The sequence below is a fragment of the Solwaraspora sp. WMMA2056 genome, from assembly GCF_030345095.1.
Taxonomy (GTDB): Bacteria; Actinomycetota; Actinomycetes; order Mycobacteriales; family Micromonosporaceae; genus Micromonospora_E.
This window is the reverse complement of record NZ_CP128360.1, coordinates 81,904-108,387: the sequence shown is the minus strand read 5'-3', so window position 1 is coordinate 108,387 and position 26,484 is coordinate 81,904. Positions and strand designations below refer to the sequence as shown.

27 protein-coding genes and 1 pseudogene are annotated in these 26,484 nt (G+C 72.5%); 18 read left to right on the top strand and 10 right to left on the bottom strand.

The features are described 5' to 3' along the window. Window positions 1–2: 2 nt before the first annotated feature. From O7608_RS00570 to O7608_RS00550, 5 genes are all read right to left on the bottom strand, one after another. Window positions 3–419: an arsenate reductase ArsC gene (locus tag O7608_RS00570; protein ID WP_289208128.1), complete on the bottom strand. Its 417-nt coding sequence runs from the start codon at window positions 417–419 to the stop codon at window positions 3–5. Window positions 420–452: 33 nt separating this feature from the next. Further along, complete coding sequence (locus O7608_RS00565) at window positions 453–1,205, bottom strand: aquaporin (RefSeq protein WP_289208127.1); 753 nt, start codon at window positions 1,203–1,205, stop codon at window positions 453–455. Further along, window positions 1,202–1,864 (bottom strand): arsenate reductase ArsC, encoded by a 663-nt coding sequence (locus O7608_RS00560; protein ID WP_289208126.1) that lies wholly within the window; start codon window positions 1,862–1,864, stop codon window positions 1,202–1,204. The genes O7608_RS00565 and O7608_RS00560 overlap by 4 nt, the downstream gene beginning before the upstream one ends. Further along, window positions 1,857–2,597 (bottom strand): arsenate reductase/protein-tyrosine-phosphatase family protein, encoded by a 741-nt coding sequence (locus O7608_RS00555; protein WP_289208125.1) that lies wholly within the window; start codon window positions 2,595–2,597, stop codon window positions 1,857–1,859. Before O7608_RS00555 ends, O7608_RS00560 begins: the two co-directional genes overlap by 8 nt. A 122-nt stretch (window positions 2,598–2,719) precedes the next feature. Next, window positions 2,720–3,691, bottom strand: a complete 972-nt coding sequence (locus O7608_RS00550; protein ID WP_289208124.1) for a Gfo/Idh/MocA family protein — start codon at window positions 3,689–3,691, stop codon at window positions 2,720–2,722. Between the two features lie 206 nt (window positions 3,692–3,897). On the opposite strand from O7608_RS00550, the gene O7608_RS00545 reads away from it, so the two are divergent. The 6 genes from O7608_RS00545 (at window position 3,898) to pstB (ending at window position 9,773) form a co-directional block, all read left to right on the top strand. Then, window positions 3,898–4,710, top strand: a complete 813-nt coding sequence (locus O7608_RS00545; protein WP_289211143.1) for an NUDIX hydrolase — start codon at window positions 3,898–3,900, stop codon at window positions 4,708–4,710. Window positions 4,711–4,953: 243 nt separating this feature from the next. After that, entirely contained in the window at window positions 4,954–5,418 is a 465-nt protein-coding gene (locus O7608_RS00540) for a hypothetical protein (RefSeq protein WP_282225308.1), read from the top strand. Between the two features lie 240 nt (window positions 5,419–5,658). After that, a complete protein-coding gene (gene pstS, locus O7608_RS00535) occupies window positions 5,659–6,762 on the top strand; it encodes a phosphate ABC transporter substrate-binding protein PstS (protein ID WP_289208123.1) in 1,104 nt (367 codons plus the stop codon). Between the two features lie 118 nt (window positions 6,763–6,880). Continuing rightward, window positions 6,881–7,912: a phosphate ABC transporter permease subunit PstC gene (pstC, locus tag O7608_RS00530; protein ID WP_289208122.1), complete on the top strand. Its 1,032-nt coding sequence runs from the start codon at window positions 6,881–6,883 to the stop codon at window positions 7,910–7,912. Continuing rightward, on the top strand, window positions 7,909–8,973 hold the full coding sequence (gene pstA / locus O7608_RS00525; RefSeq protein ID WP_289208121.1) for a phosphate ABC transporter permease PstA: 1,065 nt from the start codon (window positions 7,909–7,911) through the stop codon (window positions 8,971–8,973). The genes pstC and pstA overlap by 4 nt, the downstream gene beginning before the upstream one ends. A 20-nt stretch (window positions 8,974–8,993) precedes the next feature. Beyond that, window positions 8,994–9,773, top strand: coding sequence for a phosphate ABC transporter ATP-binding protein PstB (gene pstB / locus O7608_RS00520; protein ID WP_289208120.1), 780 nt, complete (start codon window positions 8,994–8,996; stop codon window positions 9,771–9,773). 83 nt (window positions 9,774–9,856) lie between these two features. Here the strand turns inward: pstB and mshD are convergent, their stop codons facing one another. The 3 genes from mshD to O7608_RS00505 form a co-directional block, all read right to left on the bottom strand. Further along, complete coding sequence (gene mshD / locus O7608_RS00515) at window positions 9,857–10,771, bottom strand: mycothiol synthase (RefSeq protein WP_289208119.1); 915 nt, start codon at window positions 10,769–10,771, stop codon at window positions 9,857–9,859. Window positions 10,772–10,823: 52 nt separating this feature from the next. Continuing rightward, window positions 10,824–11,756 (bottom strand): polysaccharide deacetylase family protein, encoded by a 933-nt coding sequence (locus O7608_RS00510; protein WP_289208118.1) that lies wholly within the window; start codon window positions 11,754–11,756, stop codon window positions 10,824–10,826. A gap of 219 nt (window positions 11,757–11,975) precedes the next feature. Continuing rightward, entirely contained in the window at window positions 11,976–12,692 is a 717-nt protein-coding gene (locus O7608_RS00505; protein WP_289208117.1) for a winged helix-turn-helix transcriptional regulator, read from the bottom strand. Between the two features lie 556 nt (window positions 12,693–13,248). Between O7608_RS00505 and O7608_RS00500 the strand changes: the two genes are divergently transcribed. The 6 genes from O7608_RS00500 (at window position 13,249) to O7608_RS00480 (ending at window position 17,667) form a co-directional block, all read left to right on the top strand. Further along, a complete protein-coding gene (locus O7608_RS00500; RefSeq protein ID WP_289208116.1) occupies window positions 13,249–14,226 on the top strand; it encodes a hypothetical protein in 978 nt (325 codons plus the stop codon). Window positions 14,227–14,309: 83 nt separating this feature from the next. Further along, window positions 14,310–15,110 carry an LmeA family phospholipid-binding protein gene (locus O7608_RS00495; protein WP_289208115.1) on the top strand — a complete coding sequence of 267 codons (801 nt, stop codon included), beginning with the start codon at window positions 14,310–14,312 and terminating at the stop codon, window positions 15,108–15,110. 107 nt (window positions 15,111–15,217) lie between these two features. Beyond that, window positions 15,218–15,295, top strand: coding sequence for an Ms5788A family Cys-rich leader peptide (locus O7608_RS31890; RefSeq protein ID WP_421361375.1), 78 nt, complete (start codon window positions 15,218–15,220; stop codon window positions 15,293–15,295). 225 nt (window positions 15,296–15,520) lie between these two features. Next, window positions 15,521–16,369 (top strand): sulfurtransferase, encoded by an 849-nt coding sequence (locus O7608_RS00490; RefSeq protein WP_289208114.1) that lies wholly within the window; start codon window positions 15,521–15,523, stop codon window positions 16,367–16,369. 2 nt (window positions 16,370–16,371) lie between these two features. Further along, window positions 16,372–16,713, top strand: a complete 342-nt coding sequence (locus tag O7608_RS00485) for a DUF1416 domain-containing protein (RefSeq protein WP_289208113.1) — start codon at window positions 16,372–16,374, stop codon at window positions 16,711–16,713. A 507-nt stretch (window positions 16,714–17,220) separates the two neighbouring features. Then, the gene (locus O7608_RS00480) at window positions 17,221–17,667 is read left to right on the top strand and encodes a lamin tail domain-containing protein (RefSeq protein WP_289208112.1); all 447 of its coding nucleotides are present in this window, start codon (window positions 17,221–17,223) and stop codon (window positions 17,665–17,667) included. 104 nt (window positions 17,668–17,771) lie between these two features. On the opposite strand, the gene O7608_RS00475 is transcribed toward O7608_RS00480, so the two are convergent. Continuing rightward, window positions 17,772–22,190: a S8 family serine peptidase gene (locus O7608_RS00475; protein ID WP_502959236.1), complete on the bottom strand. Its 4,419-nt coding sequence runs from the start codon at window positions 22,188–22,190 to the stop codon at window positions 17,772–17,774. Between the two features lie 425 nt (window positions 22,191–22,615). Between O7608_RS00475 and O7608_RS00470 the strand changes: the two are divergent. From O7608_RS00470 to O7608_RS00460, 3 genes and pseudogenes are all read left to right on the top strand, one after another. Then, a pseudogene (locus O7608_RS00470) lies at window positions 22,616–23,101 on the top strand (winged helix-turn-helix domain-containing protein); the annotation flags it as partial. Between the two features lie 238 nt (window positions 23,102–23,339). Continuing rightward, the gene (locus O7608_RS00465) at window positions 23,340–24,188 is read left to right on the top strand and encodes a hypothetical protein (protein ID WP_289208111.1); all 849 of its coding nucleotides are present in this window, start codon (window positions 23,340–23,342) and stop codon (window positions 24,186–24,188) included. A gap of 48 nt (window positions 24,189–24,236) precedes the next feature. After that, entirely contained in the window at window positions 24,237–24,692 is a 456-nt protein-coding gene (locus O7608_RS00460) for a hypothetical protein (protein ID WP_289208110.1), read from the top strand. Window positions 24,693–24,796: 104 nt separating this feature from the next. On the opposite strand, the gene O7608_RS00455 is transcribed toward O7608_RS00460, so the two are convergent. Next, window positions 24,797–25,162: a DsrE family protein gene (locus tag O7608_RS00455; protein WP_289208109.1), complete on the bottom strand. Its 366-nt coding sequence runs from the start codon at window positions 25,160–25,162 to the stop codon at window positions 24,797–24,799. Window positions 25,163–25,187: 25 nt separating this feature from the next. On the opposite strand from O7608_RS00455, the gene mtfM reads away from it, so the two are divergent. The 3 genes from mtfM (at window position 25,188) to O7608_RS00440 (ending at window position 26,480) form a co-directional block, all read left to right on the top strand. Continuing rightward, on the top strand, window positions 25,188–25,289 hold the full coding sequence (gene mtfM / locus O7608_RS00450) for a small membrane protein MtfM (RefSeq protein WP_289208108.1): 102 nt from the start codon (window positions 25,188–25,190) through the stop codon (window positions 25,287–25,289). Between the two features lie 63 nt (window positions 25,290–25,352). Next, window positions 25,353–26,012 carry a heme-binding beta-barrel domain-containing protein gene (locus O7608_RS00445; protein WP_289208107.1) on the top strand — a complete coding sequence of 220 codons (660 nt, stop codon included), beginning with the start codon at window positions 25,353–25,355 and terminating at the stop codon, window positions 26,010–26,012. A gap of 45 nt (window positions 26,013–26,057) precedes the next feature. Continuing rightward, window positions 26,058–26,480: a Fur family transcriptional regulator gene (locus O7608_RS00440; RefSeq protein WP_289208106.1), complete on the top strand. Its 423-nt coding sequence runs from the start codon at window positions 26,058–26,060 to the stop codon at window positions 26,478–26,480. Window positions 26,481–26,484 lie beyond the last annotated feature (4 nt).

Sequence of the window (26,484 nt, the reverse complement as noted above, 5' to 3'; positions counted from 1 at the left end):
GGTCAGCGGGTCAGCTGGTCGTGGGGAACCAGGTCGGCCAGCAGCGCCTCGACCCGGCGGCGGATCTCGTCGCGGATCGGGCGGACCGCCTCGACCCCCTTGCCGGCCGGATCGGTCAGCGCCCAGTCCTCGTACCGCTTGCCGGGGAACGTCGGGCAGGCGTCACCGCAGCCCATCGTGACGATGACGTCGGAGGACTCGGCCGTCTCCCATTCCAGCTTCTTCGGGGTCTGGTCGGTGATGTCGATGCCGACCTCACGCATCGCCTCGACCGCCGCCGGGTTGACCGTGTCGGCCGGCGCCGAACCGGCCGAGCGGACCTCGACCGCGTCGCCGCCGAGGTGACGCAGCCACCCGGCGGCCATCTGGGACCGGCCGGCATTGTGTACGCAGACGAACAGCACGCTGGGCTTGCTCACGGGGGTGTCTCCTTCGAAGGGGTGTGCCAGGGGTCAGCGTCGGGCGTCGGCCAGCTCGTCGTCGACGGCACCGGCCGGGACCACGACCTGGTCGGCGGCGCGGCCGACACCGGGGTAGAGCGCCAGCAGCAGCGCCGCGCCGACGGTGAGGCCGACGCACTGGGCGACCAGGAACGCCGGGATCGAGCCGGGGGCGATCCCGGCGAAGGTGTCGGTGAAGCCCCGGCCGATGGTGACCGCCGGGTTGGCGAACGACGTCGACGAGGTGAACCAGTAGGCGGCACCGATGTACGCACCGACCGCCGCCGGGGCGACGGCGGCCCGACCGGAGCGGGCCAATGCGAAGACCAGCAGGACCAGACCGGCGGTGGCGACCACCTCGCCGAGCCACAGGTGGCTGGCCGACCGGTCCTTCGTCGACCAGGTCACCGCCGGCAGGGCGAACATCAGGTTGGCCAGGACCGCACCGGCGATGCCGCCGCTGACCTGCGCGGCGACGTACCCGCCGAGGTCCGACAGGGTCAGGCCGGTGCGACTGCGCCGGCCGAGGAACCAGTCGGCGGCCGACACGACCGGGTTGAAGTGCCCGCCGGAGACCGGGCCGAAGATCAGGATCAGCGCGCCCAGTGCGAACGCGGTGGCGATCGAGTTCTCCAGCAGTTGCAGCCCGACGTCGTCCGGCGACAGGGTCTGGGCCATCACCCCCGACCCGACCACCGAGGTGACCAGCAGGGCGGTGCCGGCGAACTCGGCCAGCAGCCGTCGCCAGAGTGCGACCGGGTTCACGCGTTCTCCACTTTCTGCAGCTCGGTCAGCAGCCGGCGGACCCGGCGCTCGATCTCGTCACGGATCGGGCGGACAGCGTCGACGTCGCGCCCGGCCGGGTCGTCCAGCTCCCAGTTCTCGTACCGGGTGCCGGGGAAGACCGGGCAGGCGTCGCCGCAGCCCATCGTGACGACCACGTCGGCGGCGCGGACCACCTCGTCGGTCCACGGCTTCGGGTACTCGCCGGAGATGTCGATGCCGCGTTCGGCCATCGCCGCGATCGCCGCCTGGTTGACCTCGTGCCCCGGCTCGCTGCCGCCGGACCAGGCGACCACCGTCTCGCCGGCGAGGTGGGTGAGGAAACCGAGGGCCATCTGGCTGCGCCCGGCGTTGTGGGTGCACAGGAAGAGCACCACCGGCCGGCCGTCGGAGTGCAACCCCTCGACCCGGGCCAGGGCCTGCAGCCGCTGCCGGGCGAACCGTTCGGCGAGCAGCGGCAGGTAGTTGGGGATCGTGCTGCCGGTGGCGAACTGGTCGTAGCTGGACAGCAGGAACCGCTCGATCGTCTCGCTGTTGTAGGTGCCGTCGAACTCGCGGGCCAGCCGGGTGGCGGCGGTCCGCAGCGCCAACTGCTGGTCGATGGAGAGGTCAGGGCGGACGGGGACGGTGACATCAGACATGGTGGGCTCCGGGTGGTGCGGGAATGGCGGCCCTGGTGCGGGCGATGGCGGGGGCCAGCCGGTCGATCCGGCCGGCAAGATCGGTGTACGCCGACTCGAAGGCGGCGTCGGTGTCCACGCGGACCGGATCCGGCACCGACCAGTGCAGGTCCGGCGCGTCCGCCCCGGTCAGCTCCTCGTGGGCGTTGTCGCAGACCGCGATGACCAGGTCGCCGGCGGCGACGACGTCGGTGACGTGCGCCGTACGGGTGGGGTCGAGGTCGAGGCCGTGCCGGCGGGCGAGCGCCACGGCCCGGGGGTGGACGCGGCCGGCCGGCCGGGTGCCGGCGGACGCGGCCGGGGTGGGGCCACGGTGGTGCCACAGTGCGGCGGCCAGCTGCGAGCGGGCGGAGTTGCGGGTGCAGACGAAGACCACCCGCTGCGCGCCGCGCACCGGGGCCGCCGCCAGCTGGTCCAGCACACCCGGCACCAGTTGCAGGTAGCTGCGGCGGCGGTCGCCCTCGGAACGGACCCGGCGCAGCAGGCCGACCTCCTGCAGCACCTTGACGTGGTGGGCGACCAGGTTGCTGGCCAGGCCGAGCCGCCGGCCGAGCTCGCCGGGAGCGGCGTCGCCGAGGCGCAGCAGGTCGACCATGGCCAGCCGGGCCGGGTCGCCGAGTGCGGCGTGCACCCGGGCCCGGTGCTGCAGCCGGTCGGTCGGCGCCGGCTCGTCGGAAACTGCCTCAGCGTTCATTGACTCAATGATTGCTGAGGTAACTGTCGGCGTCAAGCCGGTACCGCGCGCCGCCGACTCGAAGCAGGCCGGCGGCGGGACGTCCAATCGCCGGTCGGCGGCGGGCTCGTCCGCCCCGGCGGTCAGGTGTAGCTGACGCCGATCTGGCCCCGGATCGTGTCCAGCAGCTCCATCACCTCCAGGGTCACCGCGTGCGGCACCAGCGGGCTCTCCCGCAGCCCTGCCGCCAGGCACCGGTGCACCTCGGCCGCCTCGTACTGGTAGCCGTTGCCGGCCGGCTCGACCACCCGGACCACCTCGGGGTCGCCGGTGCCCCGGCGGATGGTGAACTCGTCCGGGCAGATGAACGGATCCGGCAGCGCGATCCGGCCGGTGCTGCCGGTGATCGTCGCCGTCACCGGCGTGGCACCGACAATGCCGCAGGTCAACGCGGCCACCGCACCGGAGTCGTAGCCCAGCAGCACGCCGGTGTTCTGGTCCACGCCCTCCGGGGTCAGACTCGCCCAGGCGTGCACCGCGTCCGGCCGGCCGAGGATCAGATGCGCCAGGCTCACCGGGTAGATACCCAGGTCGAGCAGAGCGCCGCCGCCGAGCGCGGGGTTGCGCATCCGGCTCTCCGCCGCGAACGGTCCGGCCAGCCCGAAATCGGCGTGTACCGAGACGACCTCACCGATCGCGCCGTCGGCGATCAGCTCCGTCACCCGCCGTACGGTCGGGTTGCACCGCATCCACATGGCCTCCATCAGGAACACGTCCCGGGCCCGCGCGGTCTGCACCAGCTCGGTGCTGCTGGCCAGGTCGAGGGTGAACGGCTTCTCGCACAGCACCGCCCGCCCGGCGTCAAGGCAGGTCATGGTGGCGGCGTGGTGCGCCGAGTGCGGGGTGGCCACGTAGACGACGTCGACCTCGTCGTCGGCGGCGAGTTCGGCCCACGAGCCGTACGCCCGGGGGATGTCGAACCGGTCGGCGAAGGTCCGGGCGCTGTCGGCCGAGCGGGAGCCGACCGCGACCACCTCGGCGTCGGGCAGCAGACGGAGGTCTTCGACGAAGCTGGCGGCGATGGCGCCGGTGGCGAGAATTCCCCAACGAGTCATGCCGGCACGCTAGCTGACCAGCAGACCCGGTGCCGGCGGGGCCGACCGTCCGGCCCTGCGTCGGCGGGGCGTGCTGGCCGGCCGGCCGGTGGACGCCTACGCTCGGGCGCGTGCCCGCCGACGACGACACCATCGCCACCGCCGACGAACCTGACACGGGGGCCGTCGGGCCACCGCGACCGTTGCGGTTCGCCGTACCGGAGGCGATGGTCGAGCAGGCCAGCGGCTTCTACGCGGCCGGCCGCACCCCGGCACCGACCCGGCTGGCGGCGACGGTGCTGTTGCTGCGGCCGGCGGCCGACCCGGGCGGCGACGGGGTCGAGGTCTACCTGATCCGCCGGGTGCCGGCCGTCGCGTTCGGCGGGGTGTACGCCTTCCCCGGTGGCGGGGTGGATCCGGCTGACGCGGACGAGGACCTCGACTGGGTCGGGCCGGATCCGCAGACCTGGGCGCACCGGTGGGGGAGCACCCCGGAGCAGGCCCGCGCGGTGGTCTGCGCGGCGGCCCGCGAGGTGTTCGAGGAGACCGGCGTCCTGTTCGCCGGCTCAGACTCGGCCACAATGGTTGATGCTGTGGACAGTCCGATGTGGGAGGAAGAGCGGCAGGCGTTGCTGGCCCGTACGGTGAGCTTCGCACAGCTGCTGCGCCGGCACCGGCTGGCCCTGCGGTCGGACCTGCTGGCCCCGTGGAGCCGGTGGGTCACCCCGGCGTTCGAGCGGCGTCGGTTCGACGCGCACTTCTTCGTCGCCCGGCTGCCGGCCGGCCAGGCGACCCGGGAGGTCTCCGGCGAGGCCGACCACGGGCTCTGGGTCACGCCTCGGCAGGCGTTGGACCGGGCTGCGGCCGGTCGGTGGCAGCTGCTGCCGCCCACCTGGGTCAATCTCGCCGAGGTCGGTGCGTACGCCGACCCGGCGGCGGTCTTCGCCGCCTCGGCGGACCGGGACGCGGCCCGGCCGATCACCCCGGACCTGCACGTCGATCCGGACGGGACGGTCAGCTTCGTCGTCGCGGCGAGCTGACCCGGCCGACTGGCCCGGCCGACCGGCGGCCGACCGACGCGGCCGACTGGCCCGGCGGTCGGTGTCAACCCCCGGTCGCGAATAGATGATCTTGCGTTACCGAGCGGTGATACTTTGGCGCGCACAAATCGCGATCCAGGGAGTCGGGCGGTCACCGCCCGTCGCCGTGACCGGACGGGACAGATGGCTCCACGACCAGGAACCTCAGCCGCGGGTGGTGCGTCGTCGCAGGATGGCGACCTGGTGCACCTCGCCGTGCCCGCCGAGTACGTCGGCCACATCGCCCGGCTGATCGAGGAGCTCGACCAGCGCCCGCGCCCGATCCCGAAGCCCGCCCGCCGGCCCCGGGTAACCACCCGGGCGGTCCGCGAATGGCCCGTCGAGGAGCTGCGCCGGTTCGCCCAGGGCCGCTCCCGCACCCACCAGACCGTCTTCGCGATCCTCGACCTGCTCGCCAGCCGGCCGGGCGAGACGTTGGCGGTCGGTGACCTCGCTGCCGCCCTGGACAGCCCGGTCGACAAGGTCATCGGCGCGCTGGGTGGGCTGACCCGGATCGTCAAGGCGTACCACGACTATCCGAAGTGGGGGCTGCCGCTGCAGCGGGTGCCGCGCAGTGAGCCGGGCCGTTCCGGCGCGGTCGCCTACCGGGTCACCGCCGAGCAGGCACGCCGCTGGCGTCAGGTGCGGAGTCGGCAATCGGCTGAGTGAGCCTCGACCTGCGGTCGGGCCGGGCATCGGCCGAACGTCGCCGCGCGGCGCGAGCTATGTCACAGTCGAGCGTCGAATCAGCGCTGCCGGTGACCAGACAAGTCCCGTTCACCTTCTGTTCACCATGCTCCGGTCGTCAGTTTAGCCACGGCTCGTACCGTCCTCGGCGTTCGAGACGGTGAACTCGCCCCCGCTACCCGGGCGGTGACTCGCCACCCGACCTCAGAGAGGCAACGCACCGTGAATCGTAAGTCCCTCCGGCTGGCCGCCCTGCCGGCCGCCGTCATGCTTACCCTCGGCGTGGCCGCGTGCGGCAACGACGGCGACAACGGCTCGGAGTCTGGTAACGGCTCCGAGACCTCGGTCAGCGGCACCCTCGCTGGCGCCGGCGCCTCCTCGCAGGGCGCCGCGATGGAGGCGTGGATCGCCGGATTCACCTCCGTGGCCCCCGACGCGACCGTCACCTACGACCCGATCGGCTCGGGCGGCGGCCGCGAGCAGTTCACCTCCGGCGGCACCCAGTTCGCCGGTTCGGACGCCTACCTCGACGAGGAGGAGATCGCCGCGGCCCTGGCCACCTGTGGCGACCAGGGCTTCATCGAGTTCCCCGGCTACATCAGCCCGATCGCCGTGGCCTACAACCTGCCGAGCGTCGAGACGCTGAACCTGTCGCCCTCGGTGATCGCGAAGATCTTCGACACCAAGATCACCAAGTGGAACGACCCGGCGATCGCCGAGCTCAACCCGGAAGCCACCCTGCCGGACCTGGCGATCACCGCCGTGCACCGCTCCGACGAGTCCGGCACCACCGAGAACTTCGTCGACTACCTGGCCAAGGCCGCCCCGGCCGACTGGCCGTACGAGGTCTCCGGCGACTGGCCGACCCAGACCGGTGAGGCCGCCGCCCAGACCCAGGGTGTGGCCGCCGCGCTGCGCTCCGGCGAGGGCACCATCGGCTACATCGACGCCTCCCAGGCCACCGACCTCGGTGTCGCCGCGGTCCAGGTCGGCGAGGACTTCGTCGAGTACTCGGCCGAGGCCGCCGCGGCCGTCGTCGACGCCGCCGAGACCGTCTCCGGCCGCCCGGAGTTCAGCTTCGCGATCGACCTGCCCCGGGACACCACCGAGGCCGGCGTCTACCCGATCGTGCTGGTCTCCTACCAGCTGGCCTGCGTCAACTACGACAGCCAGGAGACCGTCGACCTGGTCAAGGCGTTCTTCAACTACCTGATCAGTGAGGAGGGCCAGCAGGCCGCCGCCGACAACGCCGGCTCCGCGCCGATCTCCGCCGAGCTGCGGACCCAGGCGCAGCAGGCCATCGACGCGATCACCGTCGCCGGCTGAGTCCAGCACCACGTCCAGTCCCGTCGACTCGAGGTCCGGACGGTCACCCGGTGGCCGTCCGGACCTGCGGCGTATCCGAACCCCCACCGTCACGACACGGCCTGAGGAGGCGTAACCCGTGACAAAGCCCGCCACCGCCACCAGCGGTACCCCATCGAGCGATCCGCCGCCGGGCGGCTCGCCGCGCGGCACGTCACCGGACGAGTCGCCGATCGTCACGGACCGTCGTCGGGGCCGGTCCGGCAAACGGATCGGCGACCAGATCTTCTCCGGCACCGCCGTCGGTGCCGGCGTACTGATCCTCGTCACCCTCGCGGCGGTCGCCGCCTTCCTGCTCTACGAAGGCTTCCCCGCGCTCACCGCCGACGCCGAGGATCTGCCCGGCGGCGAGGGCTTCCTCGCGTACGTCGGTCCGTTGCTGTTCGGCACGGTGCTGGCCGCCGTGATCGCCCTGGTGGTCGCCACCCCGCTGGCCATCGGCATCGCGCTGTTCATCTCGCACTACGCGCCCCGCCGGATCGCCGCCGGGCTCGGCTACCTGGTCGACCTGCTCGCCGCCGTACCCAGTGTCGTCTACGGACTCTGGGGCATCGCCTTCCTCGCCCCGCAGGTGGTGCCGGTCTACCGCTGGCTGGAGGAGTACCTCGGCTTCATCCCGTTCTTCGCCGGCCCCACCTCGACGACCGGGCGGACGATGCTGACCGCCGGGCTGGTGCTGGCGGTGATGATCCTGCCGATCATGACGGCGGTGAACCGGGAGGTCTTCCTGCAGACCCCGCGTCTGCAGGAGGAAGCCTCCCTGGCGCTGGGCGCCACCCGCTGGGAGATGATCCGGATGACCGTGCTGCCGTTCGGCCGCTCCGGCATCATCAGCGGCAGCATGCTCGGCCTCGGCCGGGCCCTCGGCGAGACCCTCGCCGTCGCGATGATCCTCTCCGCGTACGACGTGGTCACCATCAACCTGATCGACTCGGTCAACAGCAACACCATCGCCGCCAACATCGCCCTCGACTTCCCCGAGTCCAGCGGCCTGGCGGTCAACGCGCTGATCGCCTCCGGCCTGGTGCTGTTCGCGCTGACCTTCGCCGTCAACTTCGCCGCCCGGGCCGTCGTCGCCCGCCGGCGTGACTTCTCGGGAGCGAACGCATGACCACCATCACCCCGCCCCGGGCGGTGGCCACCAACTCGCTCACCAGCGGCGTGCTCCCCACCTGGGCGCCGTGGGCGGTGGTCGGCGTCAGCCTGTCCGTGGGCCTGCTCGGCGGGCTCAGCCTCGGCCTGTCCATCGCGCTGTCGGTCGTGTTCGGCGTACTGCTGACCCTGGTGGCGCTGCCGGCGGTCTCCTGGCGGGTCGAGGGCGGTCGGCGGGCCAAGGACCGCTTCGTCACCGTGCTGGTCGCCCTCGCCTTCGCGCTGGCCATGCTCCCGCTGCTCTCGCTGGTGATCACCGTCACCAGCAACGGCATCAACCGGTTCGACCTGACCTTCCTCACCAGCGACATGCGCGGGGTGCTCGGCGAGGGCGGCGGTGCGCTGCACGCCACCGTCGGCACCCTGCTGATGACCGGCGCGGCGGCGCTCATCTCGGTCCCGATCGGCGTGATGTGCGCCGTCTACCTGGTCGAGTACGGCCGGGGCCGGCTGGCCCGCTGGGTGACCCTGCTGGTCGACGTGATGACCGGTATCCCGTCCATCGTGGCGGGCCTGTTCGCGTTCGCCTTCTTCGCGCTCTTCTTCGGCCCGAGCATCCGCTTCGGCCTCGGCGGCTCGGTCGCCCTGTCCGTGCTGATGGTGCCGGTGGTGGTCCGCTCGGTCGAGGAGATGCTCAAGCTGGTGCCGAACGAGCTGCGGGAAGCCTCGTACGCGCTCGGCGTACCGAAGTGGCGCACCGTGCTGCGGGTGGTGCTGCGGACCGCCGCCCCCGGCATCGCCACCGGCGTCACCCTGTCGATCGCCCGGGTGATCGGCGAGACCGCCCCGCTGCTGATCATCTCGGGTGCCACCACGGCGCTCAACTCCAACCTGTTCGACGGTCGGATGGCCTCGCTGCCGGTCTTCACCTACTACTCGTACAGCATCCCCGGGTCCCGGCCGGAGTTCGGGGTGGACCGCGCCTGGGCCGCCGCGCTCACCCTGTTCATCCTCGTCATGGCACTGAACCTGGTGGCCCGTCTGATCTCCCGGTTCTTCTCCCTGCCGAACAGCCGCTGAACGCGGAAAGGACCCCTCAAGTGGCCAAGCGAATCGAAGTCTCCGACCTGGACATCTACTACGGCGCGTTCAAAGCCGTCGAGCAGGTCGACATGACCATCGAGCCGCGGTCGGTGACGGCGCTGATCGGCCCGTCCGGCTGCGGCAAGTCGACCTTCCTGCGCTCGCTGAACCGGATGCACGAGGTCGTGCCCGGCGGCCGGGTCACCGGCAAGGTGGCGATGGACGGCGATGACCTGTACGGCGTCGGCGTCGACCCGGTCGCCGTCCGGCGCCAGGTCGGCATGGTCTTCCAGCGTCCCAACCCGTTCCCGACCATGTCGATCTACGACAACGTGGCGGCCGGGGTGAAGCTCAACGGTGGCCGGATGCGCAAGGCGGAGCTCGACGAACTCGTCGAGCAGACGCTGCGCGGCGCGAACCTGTGGGAGGAGGTCAAGGACCGGCTGGGCCGGCCCGGTTCCAGCCTCTCCGGCGGGCAGCAGCAGCGGCTGTGCATCGCGCGGGCGATCGCGGTCAAGCCGGCGGTGCTGCTGATGGACGAGCCGTGCTCGGCGCTGGACCCGATCTCCACCCTCGCCATCGAGGACCTGATGCACCAGCTGAAGACCGAGTTCACCATCGTGATCGTCACGCACAACATGCAGCAGGCGGCGCGGGTCAGCGACCGGACCGGCTTCTTCAACATCGCCGGCACCGGTCAGCCCGGCAAGCTGATCGAGATGGACGACACGCAGAAGATCTTCAGTAACCCGAAGATCAAGGCGACCGAGGACTACATCACCGGCCGGTTCGGCTGACCGGTCGGCAACGGCCCTGACCCGATGCGGGTCAGGGCCGGCGGGCAGGCCCGGCGGAGGCGCGGCGCGGGACCGGCGCGGAGTCAGGGCCGGCGGTAGGCGACGTCGGCCGACCAGCGCAGGAAACCGAGCCGGGTGTAGAGCCGTACCGCCGCGGTGTTCGACTCGTCGACGTAGAGCATCGCCCGGGGCAGGCCGGCCCCGGCCAGATGCCGCAGCCCGGCCAGGGTGAGCGCGCGGCCGAGACCGCCGCCGTGGGCGGTCGGATCGACCCCGAGTACGTAGACCTCGCCGACCGCCGCGTCGGCGTGCACCTTGGTCCAGTGGAAGCCGAGCAACCGGCCGGCCGCGTCCTCGGCGAGCAGGAAACCGGCCGGGTCGAACCACGGTTGCGCCATCCTGGCCCGCAGCTGCGGCAGCCCCCAGCGGCCCTGCTCCGGATGGTCGGCGAACGCCACGGCGTTGAGCGCCACCCAGGCGTCGTCGTCACGGCCCGGGACGAACGCCCGCAGCCGTACCCGGGCCGGCAGCGTCGGCTCGGGCAGCGGATCGGTCAGCCGGCGGCGCAGCTGCAGCAGCACCCGGTCGCGGGTGAAGCCGTGGTCGAGGGCGAGGGCGGCAGCCGACGGATGGTCGCCGTGCGCCCAGATCCGCAGCCCGGCGGCCGGGTCGACGATGTCGAGCAGCTCGGCGAGCAGCCGTCGGCCGTACCCGCGTCGCCGGTGCGCCGGGTGCACCACCAGCTCGCCGACCGGGCCGGCCGGATCGGTCGGGTCGAGGTGCGCGTACCCGGTCAGGTCGCCGGCCGGGCCGGTCAGCGTGACGTGCCGGGCGGCGCTCGCCTCGCGCAGCGTGAGAACGACCTGTTCGGGCAGCGGGTCGGCACCGTCGGTGTCGGCGGCGGCCCGGGCCAGCGTCAGCACCCGGTCGACCTGGGCCGGGTCGAGCCGGTCGGACCGGTCGACGGTCACACTCGTTCGGGTCGCCGGCTCCGCCATGATTCCCACCGTAGCGCCCGCGTCGGTGCCGGTCCGGCGCGGTGTCGACGGGTCAGATCTGGCCGGTCTTCAGGTGCAGTCGGCGGCTGCGCTGATCGGCCCGTTCGGCGAACGGTGGAAGCGCGTCGACGAGGAAGCGTTGCCGCAGGTTGGGCAGGATCGTCCGCAGTGCCTGGACGGTGCCGGTGCGGTTGCCGCCGGCGTCGTGCAGTAGGACGACCGAGCCCGGTACGGCCTGGGCGGTGACAGTGGCGGTGATGCTGCCGGCCCCGGGCTGGTGGTAGTCGGCCGGGTCGATGGTCCAGTGCACCGAGGCCATCCCCAGCTCCTGGGCGACCTCGACCACGGTCGGGGTCCAGAAGCCGCCCGGCTGACGGAAGTAGGAGACCGGGTGGCCGGGGGCCGCCGCCCGGATCGCCTCGGAGGTCCGGGTCAGGTCGGCCCGGACCGCGGCCGGCGGGTAGCTGCCGAGGGCGAAGTCGTGACTCCACGAGTGGTTGCACAGGGTGTGGCCCTCGGCGGCGATCGCCGCGACCAGTTCCGGGTACGCCGCCGCGTTCCGCCCGACCAGGCAGAACGTGGCCTTGACGCCGTACTGGCGCAGCACGTCGAGGGTCTGTCGGGTGTGCACCGGGTGGGGGCCGTCGTCGAAGGTGAGTGCCACGGCGGCGCTGCCGCTGGTCAGTCGGGTGCCGTGCGGCCCGCTGCGGTCGACGGCCAGCGGTGCGTACTCGGGCAGCGGCACCGCCGGGCCGGTGGTCGCCGGGTTGGCGGTCGGTGGGTTGGCGGTCGCTGGTCCGACGGTCGGCGGCGGGCCGAGGTCCGGGTCGTGGCCGGAGGGGGTGACCACCGGTGCCGGAGCCGGCGTGGGGCTGGGGCCAGGGCCGGCCACCTGGGTCGGTGCGGTCCCGAACCCGATCACGTACGCGCTGGTCAGCACCGCCGTCGCGGCCACCGCCGCCAGGGCCAGCACACGGGAACCCACCAGCACCGCCACCATCGCCCTCCCGGATCCGCACCGTCGGGGGCGACGTTAGGTCGGTTCAGCGGGTCACGAGAGGTGAATGGGTCAATAGCGCCCTAAAACGGGTCCATTCCGATAAAAGTCGAGGCGCCATCCGGACGGAACCGGATGACGCCTCGGCTGATGTCGCGGTGTTCGCCTGCGCGCCGGTCACCACCTGTGCAAGGCGGCGCGACCACGTCAGACGGGCAGCGGAGCGGGCTCGTTGTCGGGCAGCGGCGAGCGGCTCGGTGGCACCACGAACTTGTAGCCCACCTGGCGGACCGTGCCGATCATCGACTCGTACTCCGAGCCGAGCTTGGCGCGCAGCCGCCGCACGTGCACGTCGACCGTGCGCGTACCGCCGAAGTAGTCGTAACCCCAGACCTCACGCAGCAGCTGGTCGCGGGTGAAGACCCGGCCCGGGTGCTGGGCGAGGAACTTCAGCAGCTCGAACTCCTTGTACGTCAGGTCGAGCGGCCGGCCCTTGAGCTTGGCGGCGTAGGTGTCCGGATCGATGCTCAACTCACCGGCCCGGATCAGCCCGCCGGCACCGGACGTGGCGTTGGTCAGCCGACCGACCGCCAACCGCAGCCGGGCCTCCACCTCGGCGGGGCCGGCGCTGGCCAGGATCACGTCGTCGACGCCCCAGTCGGCGTTGAGCGCGATCAGGCCGGCCTCGGTGACCACCGCGACCAGCGGGACGCCCAGACCGGTGGCATGCAGCATCCGGCAGGTCGCGCGGGCCTCGGACAGCTCTGACCGGGCATCCACCAGGACCGCGTCGGGGCTGGGCCCGGACACCAGGGTACGTACGTCACGGGGTGCGGTCCGCACCGAATGGGGGAGCAGGTCGAGTGCGGGCAGTACGGCCGACGGCTCGCCTGCACGGGCCGTCACCAGCAGCAGGATTTCCACACATCACCTCCGTCCTCGCGGCCTGTCCTGGCCGCGCGTGGTGACCGCGGGCTGACGACCGAACCGGCCGTCACCGCAGACAGTGGCGTCGAGACCCCGGCTTCGCTGACGGGTGGTTAAGCCAAGAGCTTAACCGATCAGGTGCCGGAAACACCCGGGCGGCCAGCCGTTCATCTGTGCGGTTGGCCATAACGGTTGAAGGTTGCACTACCGCGACCAACCGTGCCGTCGCCAGCGGGCGGCCCGGCCGGTCTGGCACGATCGGGGCGTGTATCCCTCCACGCCATCCGAGACCGGCCGCGACCAGTGGCCCGACGGCGGCCGGCCGGGCCCGGCCGGACGGCCGTCCGGGCCGACGCCCGGCGGGCGTGCCCCGGCACCGGGTCCGATGCCGGGCCGCGCTCCCGGCCCGACGCCGGGGCGGGCCCCTGCCCCTGGCCCTGGTCCCGGCCCTGGCCCTGGCGGGTCACCGGGCCGGGCGGCGGTCCCCGGTCCACCGCCGGGCCCACCGCCGGGCCCCGGTCGGGCCCCGGCACCCGGTACGGCGGCAGCGGCGGTGGCCGCCGTACGGCCGCCAGCCGCAGCGGGGCCGGGCCGAGCGACGCCGCCGCGTCCGGACGCCGCCGCCCCGCCACGTCGGGACTCGGCCGGCCCGGCCGACGGGGACGCCACGGACGACGACGGGCCGTCGCGGGCGGCTCCGGTGCCGGTCAGCCGGACCCTGTCGCTGACCGTCGCCGGGTTCTCGGTGCTGCTCGCGTTGGGGCTGATCTTCGGGGCGCAGACCGCCGGCCCCGGGCTCGCCCGGCTGCCGTTCGCCGTGGTCGTCTTCGGCGTACAGCTGCTCTTCGTCATCTCCTGGACGCTGGCGATTCGGCCACCGGCGATGTGGGTGGTCGGTGGTGTCGGCCTGGCCGCCGCGGCCGGCGCCACCCTCGGCGCGCTGCTGCCGACGGTCGCCACCCTGGCCCCGGTCGGGTACGCCGCCGCCGGCGGGTTCGTCGCCGCGGTGCTCGCCCAGCTGGTCCGCCCCGCCGACCGGACCCGGGTCACCGAGTCGCTCGGTGCCAACCTGCAGATCGTCGTCGGCGCGGTCGCCTTCGCCACCCTCATCGTGCTCAGCCGGCTGCAACTCGGCGGCACCCAGACGATCGTGGTGGCGCTCGCCGGCACCGGCAGCGCCCTGATGCTCGCCCGGCTCACCGACGCGGTGCTGTCCCGGCCCCGGCTCGCCCCACAGGTGCCCCGGGGCGCCGCCGGAGTGGTGTTCGGCGCGATGGGCGGCACGCTCACCAGTGCCGTACTCGGCATCTACGTGGTCGGCTACACCCCGATGACCGCCGCCGTGGTCGGCCTCGTCGCGGCCAGCGCGGCCGTGCTGGTCGACCTGGCCACCGGGTACGCCGAGGCCAGTCGGCAGATGGCCGGTGACCCGCCGACGATGTGGGTGGCCCGGCACATGCAGGGTCCACTCGGTGGGTTCGCGCTCGCCGCACCGCTGTCGTACGCCCTCGGTGTCCTGATCTTCAACTGACGGTCCGGGTCGCCGACCGCGTGAGGGGCACTCAGGTTGGGTAGATACGGTACGGCGCGACGAACCCCAGCCGAGGAGGGACAGTGTCGACGTATCCGGCATTTCCGGAGCCAGCTCCTCGGAGCCGGCCCCGCCGACGTACCGGGCGTCGCCTGCTCGTCGTCGCCGCCGTCCTGCTGGTGATCCTCGGCATCGCCCTGGTCGTCGCCGACCGGGTGGCGGTCGCCTACGCCGAACGTGCGGTCACCGACCAGATCCGGCAGCAGATCGCCGCGCAGAACATCGAGTCCTCCGAGCCGGACGTCTCGATCGGCGGCTTCCCGTTCCTGACCCAGGTGCTCGCCGGCGACTACCGGTCCATCTCGATCGTGCTGCGTGACGTCTCCGCCCCGGTCAACGGCAACAGCGTTCGGCTGCCGACCCTGGACGTGGACGCCCGCGGCGTACAGGCGTCACTGGACACCCTGCGGACCGGCCAGGGCGAGGTCGTCGCGGAGACCGTGCAGGGCGAGGCCACCGTCGCGTACGGCAGCGTGGTCACGCTGATTGACCAGCCCGGCGTCGAGCTGTCCGAACGCGACGGCCAGCTCGCCGTCACCGCGCCCGTGGAGATCCTCGGCCAGCAGGTGGTGCTGACCGGCACGGCCGACCTGGAGGTCGCCGACGGTCAGGTCCTGCTGCGCTTCGCCAACCTCGACGCCGAGGGACTGCCCGGCGACGACGCCGCCCGTGGCTTCGTCGACGCCTACGCGCAGCAGCTGTCGATCGCCGTACCGTTGCCGGAGCTGCCGTTCCAGCTCGACCTGCAGCAGGTGCACGTGACCCCGGCCGGTCTGGTGGTCACCGCGACGGCCCAGGACGTGCCGCTGAGCGCCCTCGGCTGAGGCCGGCGCCCGGATCCGGTCACCTGGTCACCCGGTGACGTGGCGGCCGTCTCAGTGCGTGGTCGGATCGGTGACCGGCCGGAAACAGGCTGGTAAGCTTCGGCCCCATGGGGAAGTTCCTCACCAAGCGGCGCGCGGTCGACCTGTGCCGTGTGGCCACCTGCCTGTGTCGCCCGGTCCTCTGACGGCGGGCTGACCCGGCGGGCTGTCCACCGACCTCTCCAACGGTCGGGTGGCAGTGCCCGAAGAATCCTCCACCAACGCCCGGCAGCGGCGCCGTCGCACGTCCGTGATCCGTCCTCCACGGGTTCACGCACAGGTGCGACACCTGCGGCGTGGACTCACCACCGACCCGCGTTCCCCGTCCGGCCACCGGCGCCGTCGGGGAGAACCAACCAGGGAGTGATCTGATGAGTCGCGACACCGCACTCGTTTCGGCCGACTGGGCCGAGAAGAACCTCGACGCCCCGGGCGTCGTCTTCGTCGAGGTCGACGAGGACACCAGCGCCTACGACGGTGGCCACATCGCCGGCGCGATCAAGATCGACTGGAAGACCGACCTGCAGGACCCGGTGCGCCGCGACTTCATCAACAAGTCGCAGTTCGAGGCGCTGCTCTCCGAGCGCGGTATCAGCAACGACGACGTCGTGGTGCTCTACGGCGGCAACAACAACTGGTTCGCCGCGTACGCCTACTGGTACTTCAAGCTGTACGGCCACGGCGACGTCAAGCTGCTCGACGGCGGCCGCAAGAAGTGGGAGCTCGACGCCCGCCCGCTGACCACCGAGGTCGTCACCCGCCCGGCCACCCAGTACGTCGCCCAGGAGCCGGACAGCTCGATCCGGGCGTTCCGCGACGAGGTCGTCGCCGCCATCGGCACCCAGAACCTGGTCGACGTCCGCTCGCCCGACGAGTACGCCGGCCGGCTGCTCGCCCCCGCCCACCTGCCGCAGGAGCAGGCGCAGCGGGCCGGGCACATCCCGACCGCGGTCAGCGTTCCGTGGTCCAAGGCGGCCAACGAGGACGGCACCTTCAAGTCCGACGACGAGCTGCGTGCGCTCTACGCCGACGCCGGTCTCGACGACGGCAAGGACACCATCGCGTACTGCCGCATCGGCGAGCGGTCCTCGCATACCTGGTTCGTGCTCAAGGAGCTGCTCGGACACTCCAACGTCAAGAACTACGACGGATCCTGGACCGAGTACGGCTCGCTGATCGGCGTGCCCGTGGTGCTCGGCGACGAACCCGGAAAGGCGTGACCATGACAGCTGCGACAACGCCGAGCGCCGCGACCGCTGCGGGCTGCGCCGCGCCGGACCAGTCCGCGCCGCTGCCCGCCAGCGTCGACCTGGCCAAGGAGACCGTGATCACCGGCACCGTACGGACCGCTGACGGCGAGGTCGTCGCCGGCGCGTACGTGCGGCTGCTGGACGCCACCGGTGAGTTCACCGCCGAGGTGGTGACCTCCCCGGCCGGCCAGTTCCGGTTCTTCGCCGCCCCGGGCAGCTGGACGCTGCGGGCCCTGTCCCGGCACGGCAACGGCGACACGCCGGTGACCGCCGCCCAGGGCGTCAACGAGGTCGGGGTGACCGTCGGCGGCTGAGGCCCCGACACCCCTGCGACAAGCTGCGGCCCTCGGAACGTCACGTTCCGAGGGCCGCAGCTCATGATCAGGGTCACTGCGCGTGACGCCGCCCCACCGGGACATGCGCCCGGACGGTATTCCTCAGAGGTATAAATATTCCTCAGAGGAATACCGCTCTACCGCAGTACGGGTCCGCCGGGACCGGCAGCCATCAGGGCTGTCGCGTCGCCGACAGCGGCACCCCCGGTGTCGCGCTGTCGACAACAGAAACGGCTGACCGGTGGCGTCACCCCGGTCACTCGCCGCTCCGCATCGCCGACAAGCCCGCCCCTCATCGGCACTCCGGCGAACGATGACGAACTGACTTGATGACGTCACTACCTGGATTGTTCCTGGGTCGGTCGCGCACAATTTTCCTGCCGGGGCGAGCGGACGAAGAATCGGCATTCGACATTCCGGCGCCCGTGAAAATCGTTCATCCCATGGGGGGAAATCATGCGGAGAACTGTCGGTATCCTGACGGCCGTGGCGATCGGAGTCGTCGCCTCACTGACCACTGCGGCGCCGGCGACGGCCCGTGCCGAAGCTTCTGAACTGCGAGTCCACAGCGTCCAGTACCACCCGAACGGGCTTGACGACGGCAGCGGAGCACTGCTCAACCGGGAATGGTTGCAGCTGATCAACCGGAGCAAGCAGGCCATCAATCTGCGCGGCTACACGGTGCACAACAACAACGGCCGGACCTACCGATTCGGCGATGTCGTCATTCCGGCAAACGGCGGCCGGGTGTGGCTGCGGTCGGGTTCCGGCGACGACACCGCACGGACCGTCTACTGGAACAATGGCGGATTCGTGTGGAACGTCAACGGCGACAAGGCATTCCTGCGGAACCGGAAAGGCCAGTCTCTGCACACCTGCTCCTGGTCCTACGTGAAGGGCCGGGACTGGGTGCGGTGCCCGGTCAACCCGTGATCGTCGAGGGTTGACCGCCGGCGGGTGCCGGGCCAGAGCTGGGCTGGCCCGGCACCCGTTCGTGCCGTCACGCCGTGGCGGCCGGAGCCGCCACACCGTGGCTGTCAGACCCCGCCGAGCCGGGGCGGACACGGGTCGACCTGCTCCAGCAGGGTGTCGACCGTCGTCACGATCCCGGCCGGGAGCCGGTGCTCGTGGGCCTGCGGCACCCAGCCGTCCTTCGCGGTGATGATCTGGTACTGCCCCCGGGGCAACCAGTAGGCGAACCCACCGGTCGCGTCGGTGCGCAGCGTGAACCCGGTGCCCGGCTCGGTCAGCGAGTTCAACCGTACGGTCGCCCCGGCGATTCCGACCTCGACCCCGGCGCAGCTGAGCCCGGAGACGGTGCCCTGCACCTTCGCCCAGGACGCCGGCGGCGAGACGTTCATCTGCACGTCCACCGCACCGACCGGGTACGGGGTGTTCGACCGCAGCCCGAGGGTGGCGGTGTAGCGACCCGGCTGGTCGACCCCGGCCTCGGCGGTCGCCGACAAGGTGACCGTCACCGTCCGGGACGCGCCGGGAGCCAGCGTGAAGCTGCCCGGAGCGGGATCCAGCCACGGGATGTCGGCCGCCGCGTCACACGAGGCCAACCCGTTAAGCAGCTCCACCTGCGGCGATCCGACGAACGACGTCGGCGAGCCGCCGATCTTGTACGCCCCGCAGGCGCCGGCGCCCCGGTAGCGGGCGAACTGGGTGTTCGGCAGGTCCCGCCACACCCCGGCGGTCGGGTCGAAGCCGACCGTCCGGTTGGTCACCGTGGTCGACGACCCGGTCACCCCGCCGGCGATCACCAGCAGGCCACCGGCGGCGGCGTACTGGCCACCCCACAGGTCCAGTGGCAGGTCCGGCAGCGGGCTCCAGGCGTCGGCCGCCGGGTCGTAGGCGTACGCCGACCGGTACTCGACCGCCCCGGCCCCACCGGCGCAGTACGCCCGGTCGCCGATGCCGCCGCAGGCCAACCAGGACGCCGCGAGCGGGTAGTCGGCCCGGGACCGGAAGGTGCCGGTGCCGGTGTCGAAGGCCAGCACGGTACGGGAGTCGGTGCAGGTGCCGTCGACGCAGCCGCCGATCAGGTAGACCGTGCTGCCGACCACGGCCGAGCCGGCCGCCGCCCGTGGTGCCGGGCTGGTCACGCCGGGCAGGGTCGACCATGCCCCGGTCGCCGGGTCGAACATGTCGACGCTGGCCACCGGGGTGCCGCCGGCACCCCACCCACCGAACAGGTACAGCTTGCCGCCGACCGCGGCGAGCACCGGCTTGCTGCGGGCCACCGGCAGGTCCGGCAGGGCACTCCAGGCATCGGTGACCGGGTCGTACACCCAGGCGTCGCGTTCGGTGCCGGTGGTGCTGCCGCCGGCCACCGAGTAGATCTTGCCGTCGAGCGTGGCGGCGGCGTTGTCGAAGACCGCCGTCGGGTGGTCCGGTGCCCGGGTCCACGCCTCGTCCGCCGCCGAGCCGGCCGCTGAGCCGGCCGCCGGGGCCGGGCTGATCCGGGTCGGCGCCGCGCCGGCCGGAGCCCCGTACGCCTGACCCTGCCAGGCCTTGCTGATCCCCTTGACCCGGTGCTCGGTCAGGGCCGCACCGGCGGCCGTGCCGAGCAGGTCGAAGTCGCCGCCGCTGGGCAGCATCTCCACGGTCGCCGGGGCGCTACCGGTGTTGGTCACCGTCACGCTGGCCTTGCGGGTGCTGCCGTACGGCTGGTGGGAGACGACCGGGGTGGTCGGGCTGAGCGTCACCCGGCCGGCCTTGACGGAGAAGTCGGCCCGTCGGGCACCGTCGGGCACCACCGTCACCGTCCGGCTGCGCACCTGGTACGGCGCCCGGGTGGCGGTGAACTCCTGCTCCCCGGTCAACGGCGAGAACAGCTGGTAGAAGCCGTCCGGCTGGGTCGGGTCGGCCGGCGTGGCGGCGGAGACGGCGGCGACCGTCGGGTCGGCGACGGCGGCCACGGTGACGCCGTTCAACGCGGCCCCGGTGTTGTGGTCGGTGGTGGTGCCGACCAGCAGACCGCCGGGCAGCGGGGTGCAGCTGCGGTCGACCACCTCGACGTCGTCGACCTGCCACCACCAGGCGTAGGTGCCCTGGAAGCGGAACCGGACGAGGACCTGCGCGGCACCGGCCACCTCGGTCAGCGGGATCTCCTCGACCCGGGGGCCGCGTCGGCTGCTGGTCTGGCGCCACACGGTGGTCCAGGTGTCGCCGCCGTCGACGGAGACCCCCACCTCGGCGCTGTCGCTGAGGCCGACGGCCCGCCAGTCGCTGGCGAACCGCAGGTACGGCGCGTCCGTACCGGACATGTCCAGGGTCGGGGTGACCAGGTCGGTGTCCTGGGTCTGCCCGACGCCGAGTGCGTCGGAGTCGATGTTGGCGAAGCCGCCGTCACCGCCGGTGAGGTTGCCCCGGGAGCCGATGTCCGTGAAGTCCCAACCGCCGCCGGCGGTGCGCTCCACCACGGACCAGCCGTCCGGGGCGGTGTCGGCGGAGAAGTCCTCGGCGAGCAGCGGCGCACCGAAACTGGCCGCGTAGCCGGGGGTGACGCAGGCGGCGGTGACGCCGACCCTGACGTTGACGGTCCGGTCGCTGGCGCCGGCCGGGACGTCGACCCGGGCCGGCTGGTAGCCGGTCAGCACCGGGGTGACCAGCAGGGCGACGGCGGTGTCGCCGGGGACGGTGAGGGTGTAACGCCCGGACGCCGGGTCGGTGTAGGTGAGCGTGTCGGGCTGTCCGTCGACCTCGACCCGGGCGTACAGCGGCCAGCCGTGCCCGGAGCCGTCGGTGACCCGGCCGGTCAGGGTGACCACGGTGGTGGCCGCCAGGTCGAAGTCCTGCGTGACGGTGCCGTCCTCGGTGACGGTGACGGTCGCGGTCACCGGCCGGTAGCCGAACGCGCTGGCGGTGAGGGTGTGCTCGCCGGTCGGCAGGGTCAGCGCGTAGCTGCCGTCGGCTCCGCTGGTGACGCTGCGCTCGCCGGTGGCGACGGTCGCGCCGGCCAGCGGCTCGCCGTCGCCGGTGACGACGCCGCCGACCCGGCCGGCGGGTCCGCGCGGGGCGGCCTCGACGACGGCGTACGCATCGAGCCGACCCTCGCCGAAGTTGTTGTTGTTCGCCGCGGTACCACCGCAGCTGGTGTCGTCGGTGTCGATCGCGGTGCCGTCGAGCAGGGCCCGGGTCGCGGCGATGTCGCCGTACAGGGTCGGTGCCGCCGACCAGGCCAGCGCGACGGTGCCGGCGACGTGCGGGGAGGCCATCGAGGTGCCGCTGAACGCCGCGTACCCGCCGCCGGGGACGCTGGAGCGGATCGCGGTGCCGGGCGCGGCGATGTTCGGCTTCACCGCACCGTCCACCAGGGAGGCGCCCCGGCTGGATCGGGCGGCGATCACGTTGTTGACGTCGTAGTTGCCGACGGCGTACGCCTGCGGGTAGTCGCCGGGGGAGCTGGCGGTGCCGCAGGCCGGTCCCTCGTTGCCGATGGCGAAGGCGGGGAACATGCCGGCGGCGACCCAGGCGTCGACGGTCTGCCGGTACCACGGGTCGTTCTGCCCGCCGCCCCAGGAGTTGTTGACCACGTCGGCGCGCAGGTCCGGTCGCGGGTTCGCGCCGGAGCTGTCGGTGGGGGCGAGCACCCACTGGCCGGCGGCCAGCAGCGAGGCGTCCGAGCAGGTGTCGACCTCGCAGCCCTTGGCCGCGATCCAGCGGGCGCCCGGTGCCACACCGGTCTGGTTGGTGCCGCCGTCGTCGCCGGTGATGGTGCCGGTCACGTGGGTGCCGTGGTCGTTGTTGTCGCACGGGGTGCCGGCCGGGCAGATGCCGGTCGGGTCGAACCAGTTGTAGTCGTGGTCGTAGCCGCCGGCACCGTCGGCGCCCCGGTAGCTGGCCGCCAGCGCCGGATGGTCGTACTGCACACCGCTGTCGATCGTGGCGACCACGATGCCCTCGCCCCGGGTGCCGAACTCGGCCCAGGTCTGCGGGGCGCGGACGTTGGTGAGGTTCCACTCGACGGCGGCGGTGCCGGCCCCGTCGGTGCCGGTCACCGGTGTGGCCGGTTCCGGGGTGAGCAGCGGGTAGCTGCGGGCCGGGTCGATGCGTTCCACCTCGGGCAGCGTGGCGATCCGGTCGGCGAGGGCGCGGTCGCCGGTGACCCGGACCGCGTTGGCGATCCAGTACGGGGTGTAGCTGGCCTTGCGCTCGTCGAGCAGCTCGCGCAGGCTCTGCTGGCTGCGTTCGGCGGTGCTGGTCAGTTCGCGGAACACGGCGGCGGCACGGGCGTCGGCCTGTCGTGACCCGGCCGGCAGCCCGGCGGTGGCGGCGGTGGCGGCGCGCGGCAGGTCGGCGCGTTCGCGCAGGTACACCATGAAGTCGGCGGTGCCCTGCCGGTCCAGGGTGGCGGCGAGTTCGGCGCTGAGTTGCGCGCCCGCCGATCCGGTCGACGGGGCGGCGCCCGCGCCGACGGGCGGGACGGTGACGACGAGCAGGGCGACCAGCGCGGCGGTGACCGTGGCCCGGGTCCGGGCGGCCCAGCCGCCGGCGGTGGAACGTTTCCGCCGGCCCGGACCGCGACGGGTCCGGTGCAGGTGTCCGGCACGACGGCGAGGCAGGTCGACCACGTGGTCCCCCAAGCTCGTGGCGGCCCGCACCCGGCGGGCCGCAGACCAGCGACCCGGAAAGCCCGGAGTCCGCTCGGCGCGTGCGCGGAGATGATCTACGGAAAGTCCTCGCACGACGGCTACGAGTCATGCTTTAGCGGGTGGCGTGGGTGATCAATGGGGAATGTTGGGCAGTTTTCAGGCAGTAACCGGACAGTTTGTGGTCGAGCGTCGGGCGGGACTGGTATCGGTGACTGTCGCTGTTGACTACGGCGACTAAACGGCGTTGTCTGATGACACGCAGCTACCTGGGGAGGAATGCGGTGGTCAACGGTGAAGTGCCACTGGTTGTCTGTGTCACCGCTGACGTTGCGGTCCGCGAGCGCGTGGTGAGACGGCTCGACGACTGCGGCACAGTAGTGATATGTGCGGATCTTTCCGAGCTGCGGGCGATGCTCTTTCCGCCCGTACCCACCGAGACCCCGCCGCCGACGGCGCCGGTCGTCCTCGGTGACCTCGTCGTCGACGTGCCGGGACATCTCGTCACCTGGCGCGGCGAGCCACTGGCCCTGACCCGCCTGGAGCGGGAACTGCTCGCCCGGCTCGCCACGCCGCCCGTCGTCGTCTGGACCTACGAACGTCTCTTCGGCACCGTCTGGGGTGGGGCCTACCTCGGCGACACCGCGATCCTGCACTCCGCGGTCAAACGCCTGCGCCGCAAGTTGCGCAGCGCCGGCGGCGGCCTGGAGATCCAGACCGTACGCGGAGTCGGTTACCGGCTGGCCACCCCTGCGACAGCCGACGGGGTGGACGACGGCTACCCGGTCGACGACGGTTACGCCGACCCCGACGACCACGGGTACGCCGGCTATCCCGGCGCACACCTGGATCCCCTGGTCCCGACGCCCCTGGCGCCGGCACCGGAGGACCAGACCGTCACATCGCCGGCCGACAACCGGGTCCGGACGCCGGCCTGACGCGGACCTGTCGGCGGGTCCGGTCGCCGGCCTGGCGTGGGCAGTCGCCGGCACCTGGCACGATGGGCCGGTGAGTCTCGATCCGCCGTCAACTCCGCCGGGGCGGTCACGCCGCCGCTGGGTGCTGGCCGCCGTCTCCGGTGCGTGGGCGGTGCTGCTGCTCGGCCTGGCCGTCGTCTCGGTCCGACAGGACGCCCCGACGGTCAGAGAGCAACGCAGCATCGCCGACGCCCGTCCGGTCGTGGACCGGGTGGCGGTCGACCTCACGGCGGCCGTCGGCGACGCCGGCGTGATGGTCGTCGGCGCCGAGGTGGTCCGGTCCGGCTGCCGGATCACCCCGGTGCGCCCCGGCGCGGAGCTGACCCGGGTGTTGACCGCGCACACCGGTGCCGAGTCGGGCCCGGCGCTGCTGGACCGGGTCGCGCAGCGGCTGCCGGCGCACTACGTGGCGCGGACCCGCCACGGCGACACCACCGGCGGGTCCTCCCGGCTGACCGCCGACGCGGGGGAGTTCGTCGCCGTACGGGGGTTGCTGACCGCGCCCGGCGTGCTGGAGTTCCGGATCAGTTCGGGCTGTCGGCCGGTGGAGTCCGGCGCGGTGGACGTCACCGCGTCGGCCGGCGACTCCGATGACGAACCCGCCCGGCTGCTGGCGCTGCTCGGGGCGACCGATGTGCGGACCGAGCGGACGGTCATGGTGCCCTGCCCGGCGGGCGGCTGGCTGCGCAGCGCCGTCGCGGCCGGCACCGGCCAGGCCGAACGGATCGCCGAGGCGCTGGCAACCGAGGTCGGTGACCCGGCGGTGGTGGTCGCCGACACCGCACCGGCGCGGTACGCCTACCGCGACGGCGATGCCGGCGTCGTGGTGCAGGCCGACGGCGACAGGCTCCGGATCGCCTCGACCGTCTTCGGTTGCTGAGTATCCACACTCATGCCGGGCCGGCGGCGGGCGGCGAGACTGAGAGACATGACCGAAGCTCGTCTCTCCGCCGCACCCCGTACCGACCTCTCCGCTCGTGCGCCGGGGCTCCGGATCCCCGGCGCGGTCGTCGCGATCGGATCCGCTGTCGTCACCGTGGCCGGCTATCTGCTGCTGCTCGGTTGGCACGGGGAGAGGGAACTGGCCGCCGGTTCCCTGGAGGAGACCGGTCCATACCAGCCGTGGCGGGTCGTCGCCCTGGTCGGGGTGCTGGCAGTGCTCGCCGCCGCTGGCGGCTGGCTGCGCCGTCCGTCGGCCGTGACGATCGCGGTGCCGGTCACGCTCACCGCGATCTGGGTCGCCGACGCGGTGACCGTCCCGTCCGAGGGTGACGCGAGTCTCTGGCCGATCGGCGCGTCGTTGATCGCCGTCGGCGCGTTCGCCGGCGTCGCGGCCGTGGCCTACAGCGCGGCTGCGGTACGCCGAGCCACCAGCCGCCGCTGACCCCACCCCCATGATCCCGACGATCTTGCAGTTATCGAGAAGATTTATCCGATTTGTCCAACGATAAGTGCAAGATCGTCGCGATCATGAGGCGTGGGTGGGGATCAGTAGACGAGGGCCTGCACCTCGTCGGCCATGATCTCCTCGACGAAGACAGCGGCCCCGGCGATGCGCACGCCGGGCAGTACGTCGTCCGGGCCGATCCCGCGCCGCGCCGCGCACTGCGTACAGACGGTGACAGTTCCGCCGCTGGTCAGCACCGCGTCGAGCAGGTCGGGCAGCGGAGCCGAGTGCGGCAGATCGAACGCGGCCGCCCGGTCCGGCAGCCCGAACCAGGCCGATTCGCCGGTCAGCCAGAGCGACACCTCGACGCCGGCCGCGGCGGCGGTGCCCGCTACGGTGAACGCCTGGGCGCACCGCTCCGGCTCGTCGGAGCCGGCGGTCGCCTTCACGACGAGAGTGCGAGCCATGCGGCCAGCATAGGATGACCGTGTCATGGTGACCGAGATCGGGTTCGTCAGCCTGCTGGTGGCGGGCTTCGGCGCGCTCACCGGTGGCCTGGTCTACCTCGCGGTCCGCATCTGCCGTGGACGATGATGCCGTGGACGACAGCGCCATGGGCGACGGTGCCATGGACGACGGTGACGAAGCGGAGGACCGATGAGCGCGAGCAGCGCGCCCGGGACGGGACAGCCGGGCAGCGCGCCCGGGACGCAACGACCGGCCGGGGCGGACCCGGATCCGGTCCGGCCGCCGTGGCTGGACGCCCCGCCGGTGGAGCCATACCCCTTCGAGGAGAGCCACGACCTGCGGGTCGGCCCGAAGCTGCATCCGGCGCTGAACGCCCTGCTGCCGTACATCGGCCTGTGGCGCGGCCGCGGCCGGGGCGGGTACCCCACGATCGAGGACTTCGACTACGCGCAGGAGATCCGGATCAGCCACGACGGCCGGCCGTTCCTGCGGTACGAGTCCCGGGCCTGGCTGCTCGACGAGCAGTCCCACCCGGTGCGCCCGGTCGGCCGTGAGCTCGGCTGGTGGCGGGCGGTCACCGACGCCGAGGGTCGGGCGACCGGCGAACTGGAGGCGACGATGATGACGCCGACCGGGGTGATGGAGCTCTACCTGGGCCGGATCACCGGGGTGCAGGTCGAGTTAGCCACCGACGCGGTGGTCCGGACCGGCACCGCCAAGGAGGTCACCGGCGGGCACCGGCTGTTCGGCATCGTCGAGGGCGCCCTGCTGTACGCGCAGGAGATGGCCGCGGTGGGCCAGCCGCTGTCGCCGCACCTGTCGGCCCGGCTGATCCGGGTCGGCGGCTGATCCGGCTCGCCAGCGGATGGGCGGAGCGGCGCTAGGATGGGAACGGTGGTCGACTCATCGCTTGCTGAGATGCTGCGTTCGCGCGGGCTACGGCTCACCGCGCAGCGCCAGCTGATCCTGGAAGCGGTGCACGAGCTGGGCCACGCCACCCCGGAGCAGGTGCACACGGCGGTCCGCGAGGTCGCCGCCGGCGTGAACATCACCACCATCTACCGGACGCTGGAGCTGCTCGAAGAGCTCGGCCTGGTCACCCACACCCACCTGTCGCACGGGTCACCCACCTTCCACCCGGTCACCGACGACCAGCACGTGCACCTGGTCTGCCGGTCCTGCAAGTCGGTGGCGGAGATGGATCCGGCGCTGGCCGAGCCGCTGATCACCGCGCTGGCCACCGAGCGGGGTTTCCAGGTCGACATCGGGCACATGGCCCTGTTCGGCATCTGCCAGCAGTGCGGAGGCAACCGATGATCGA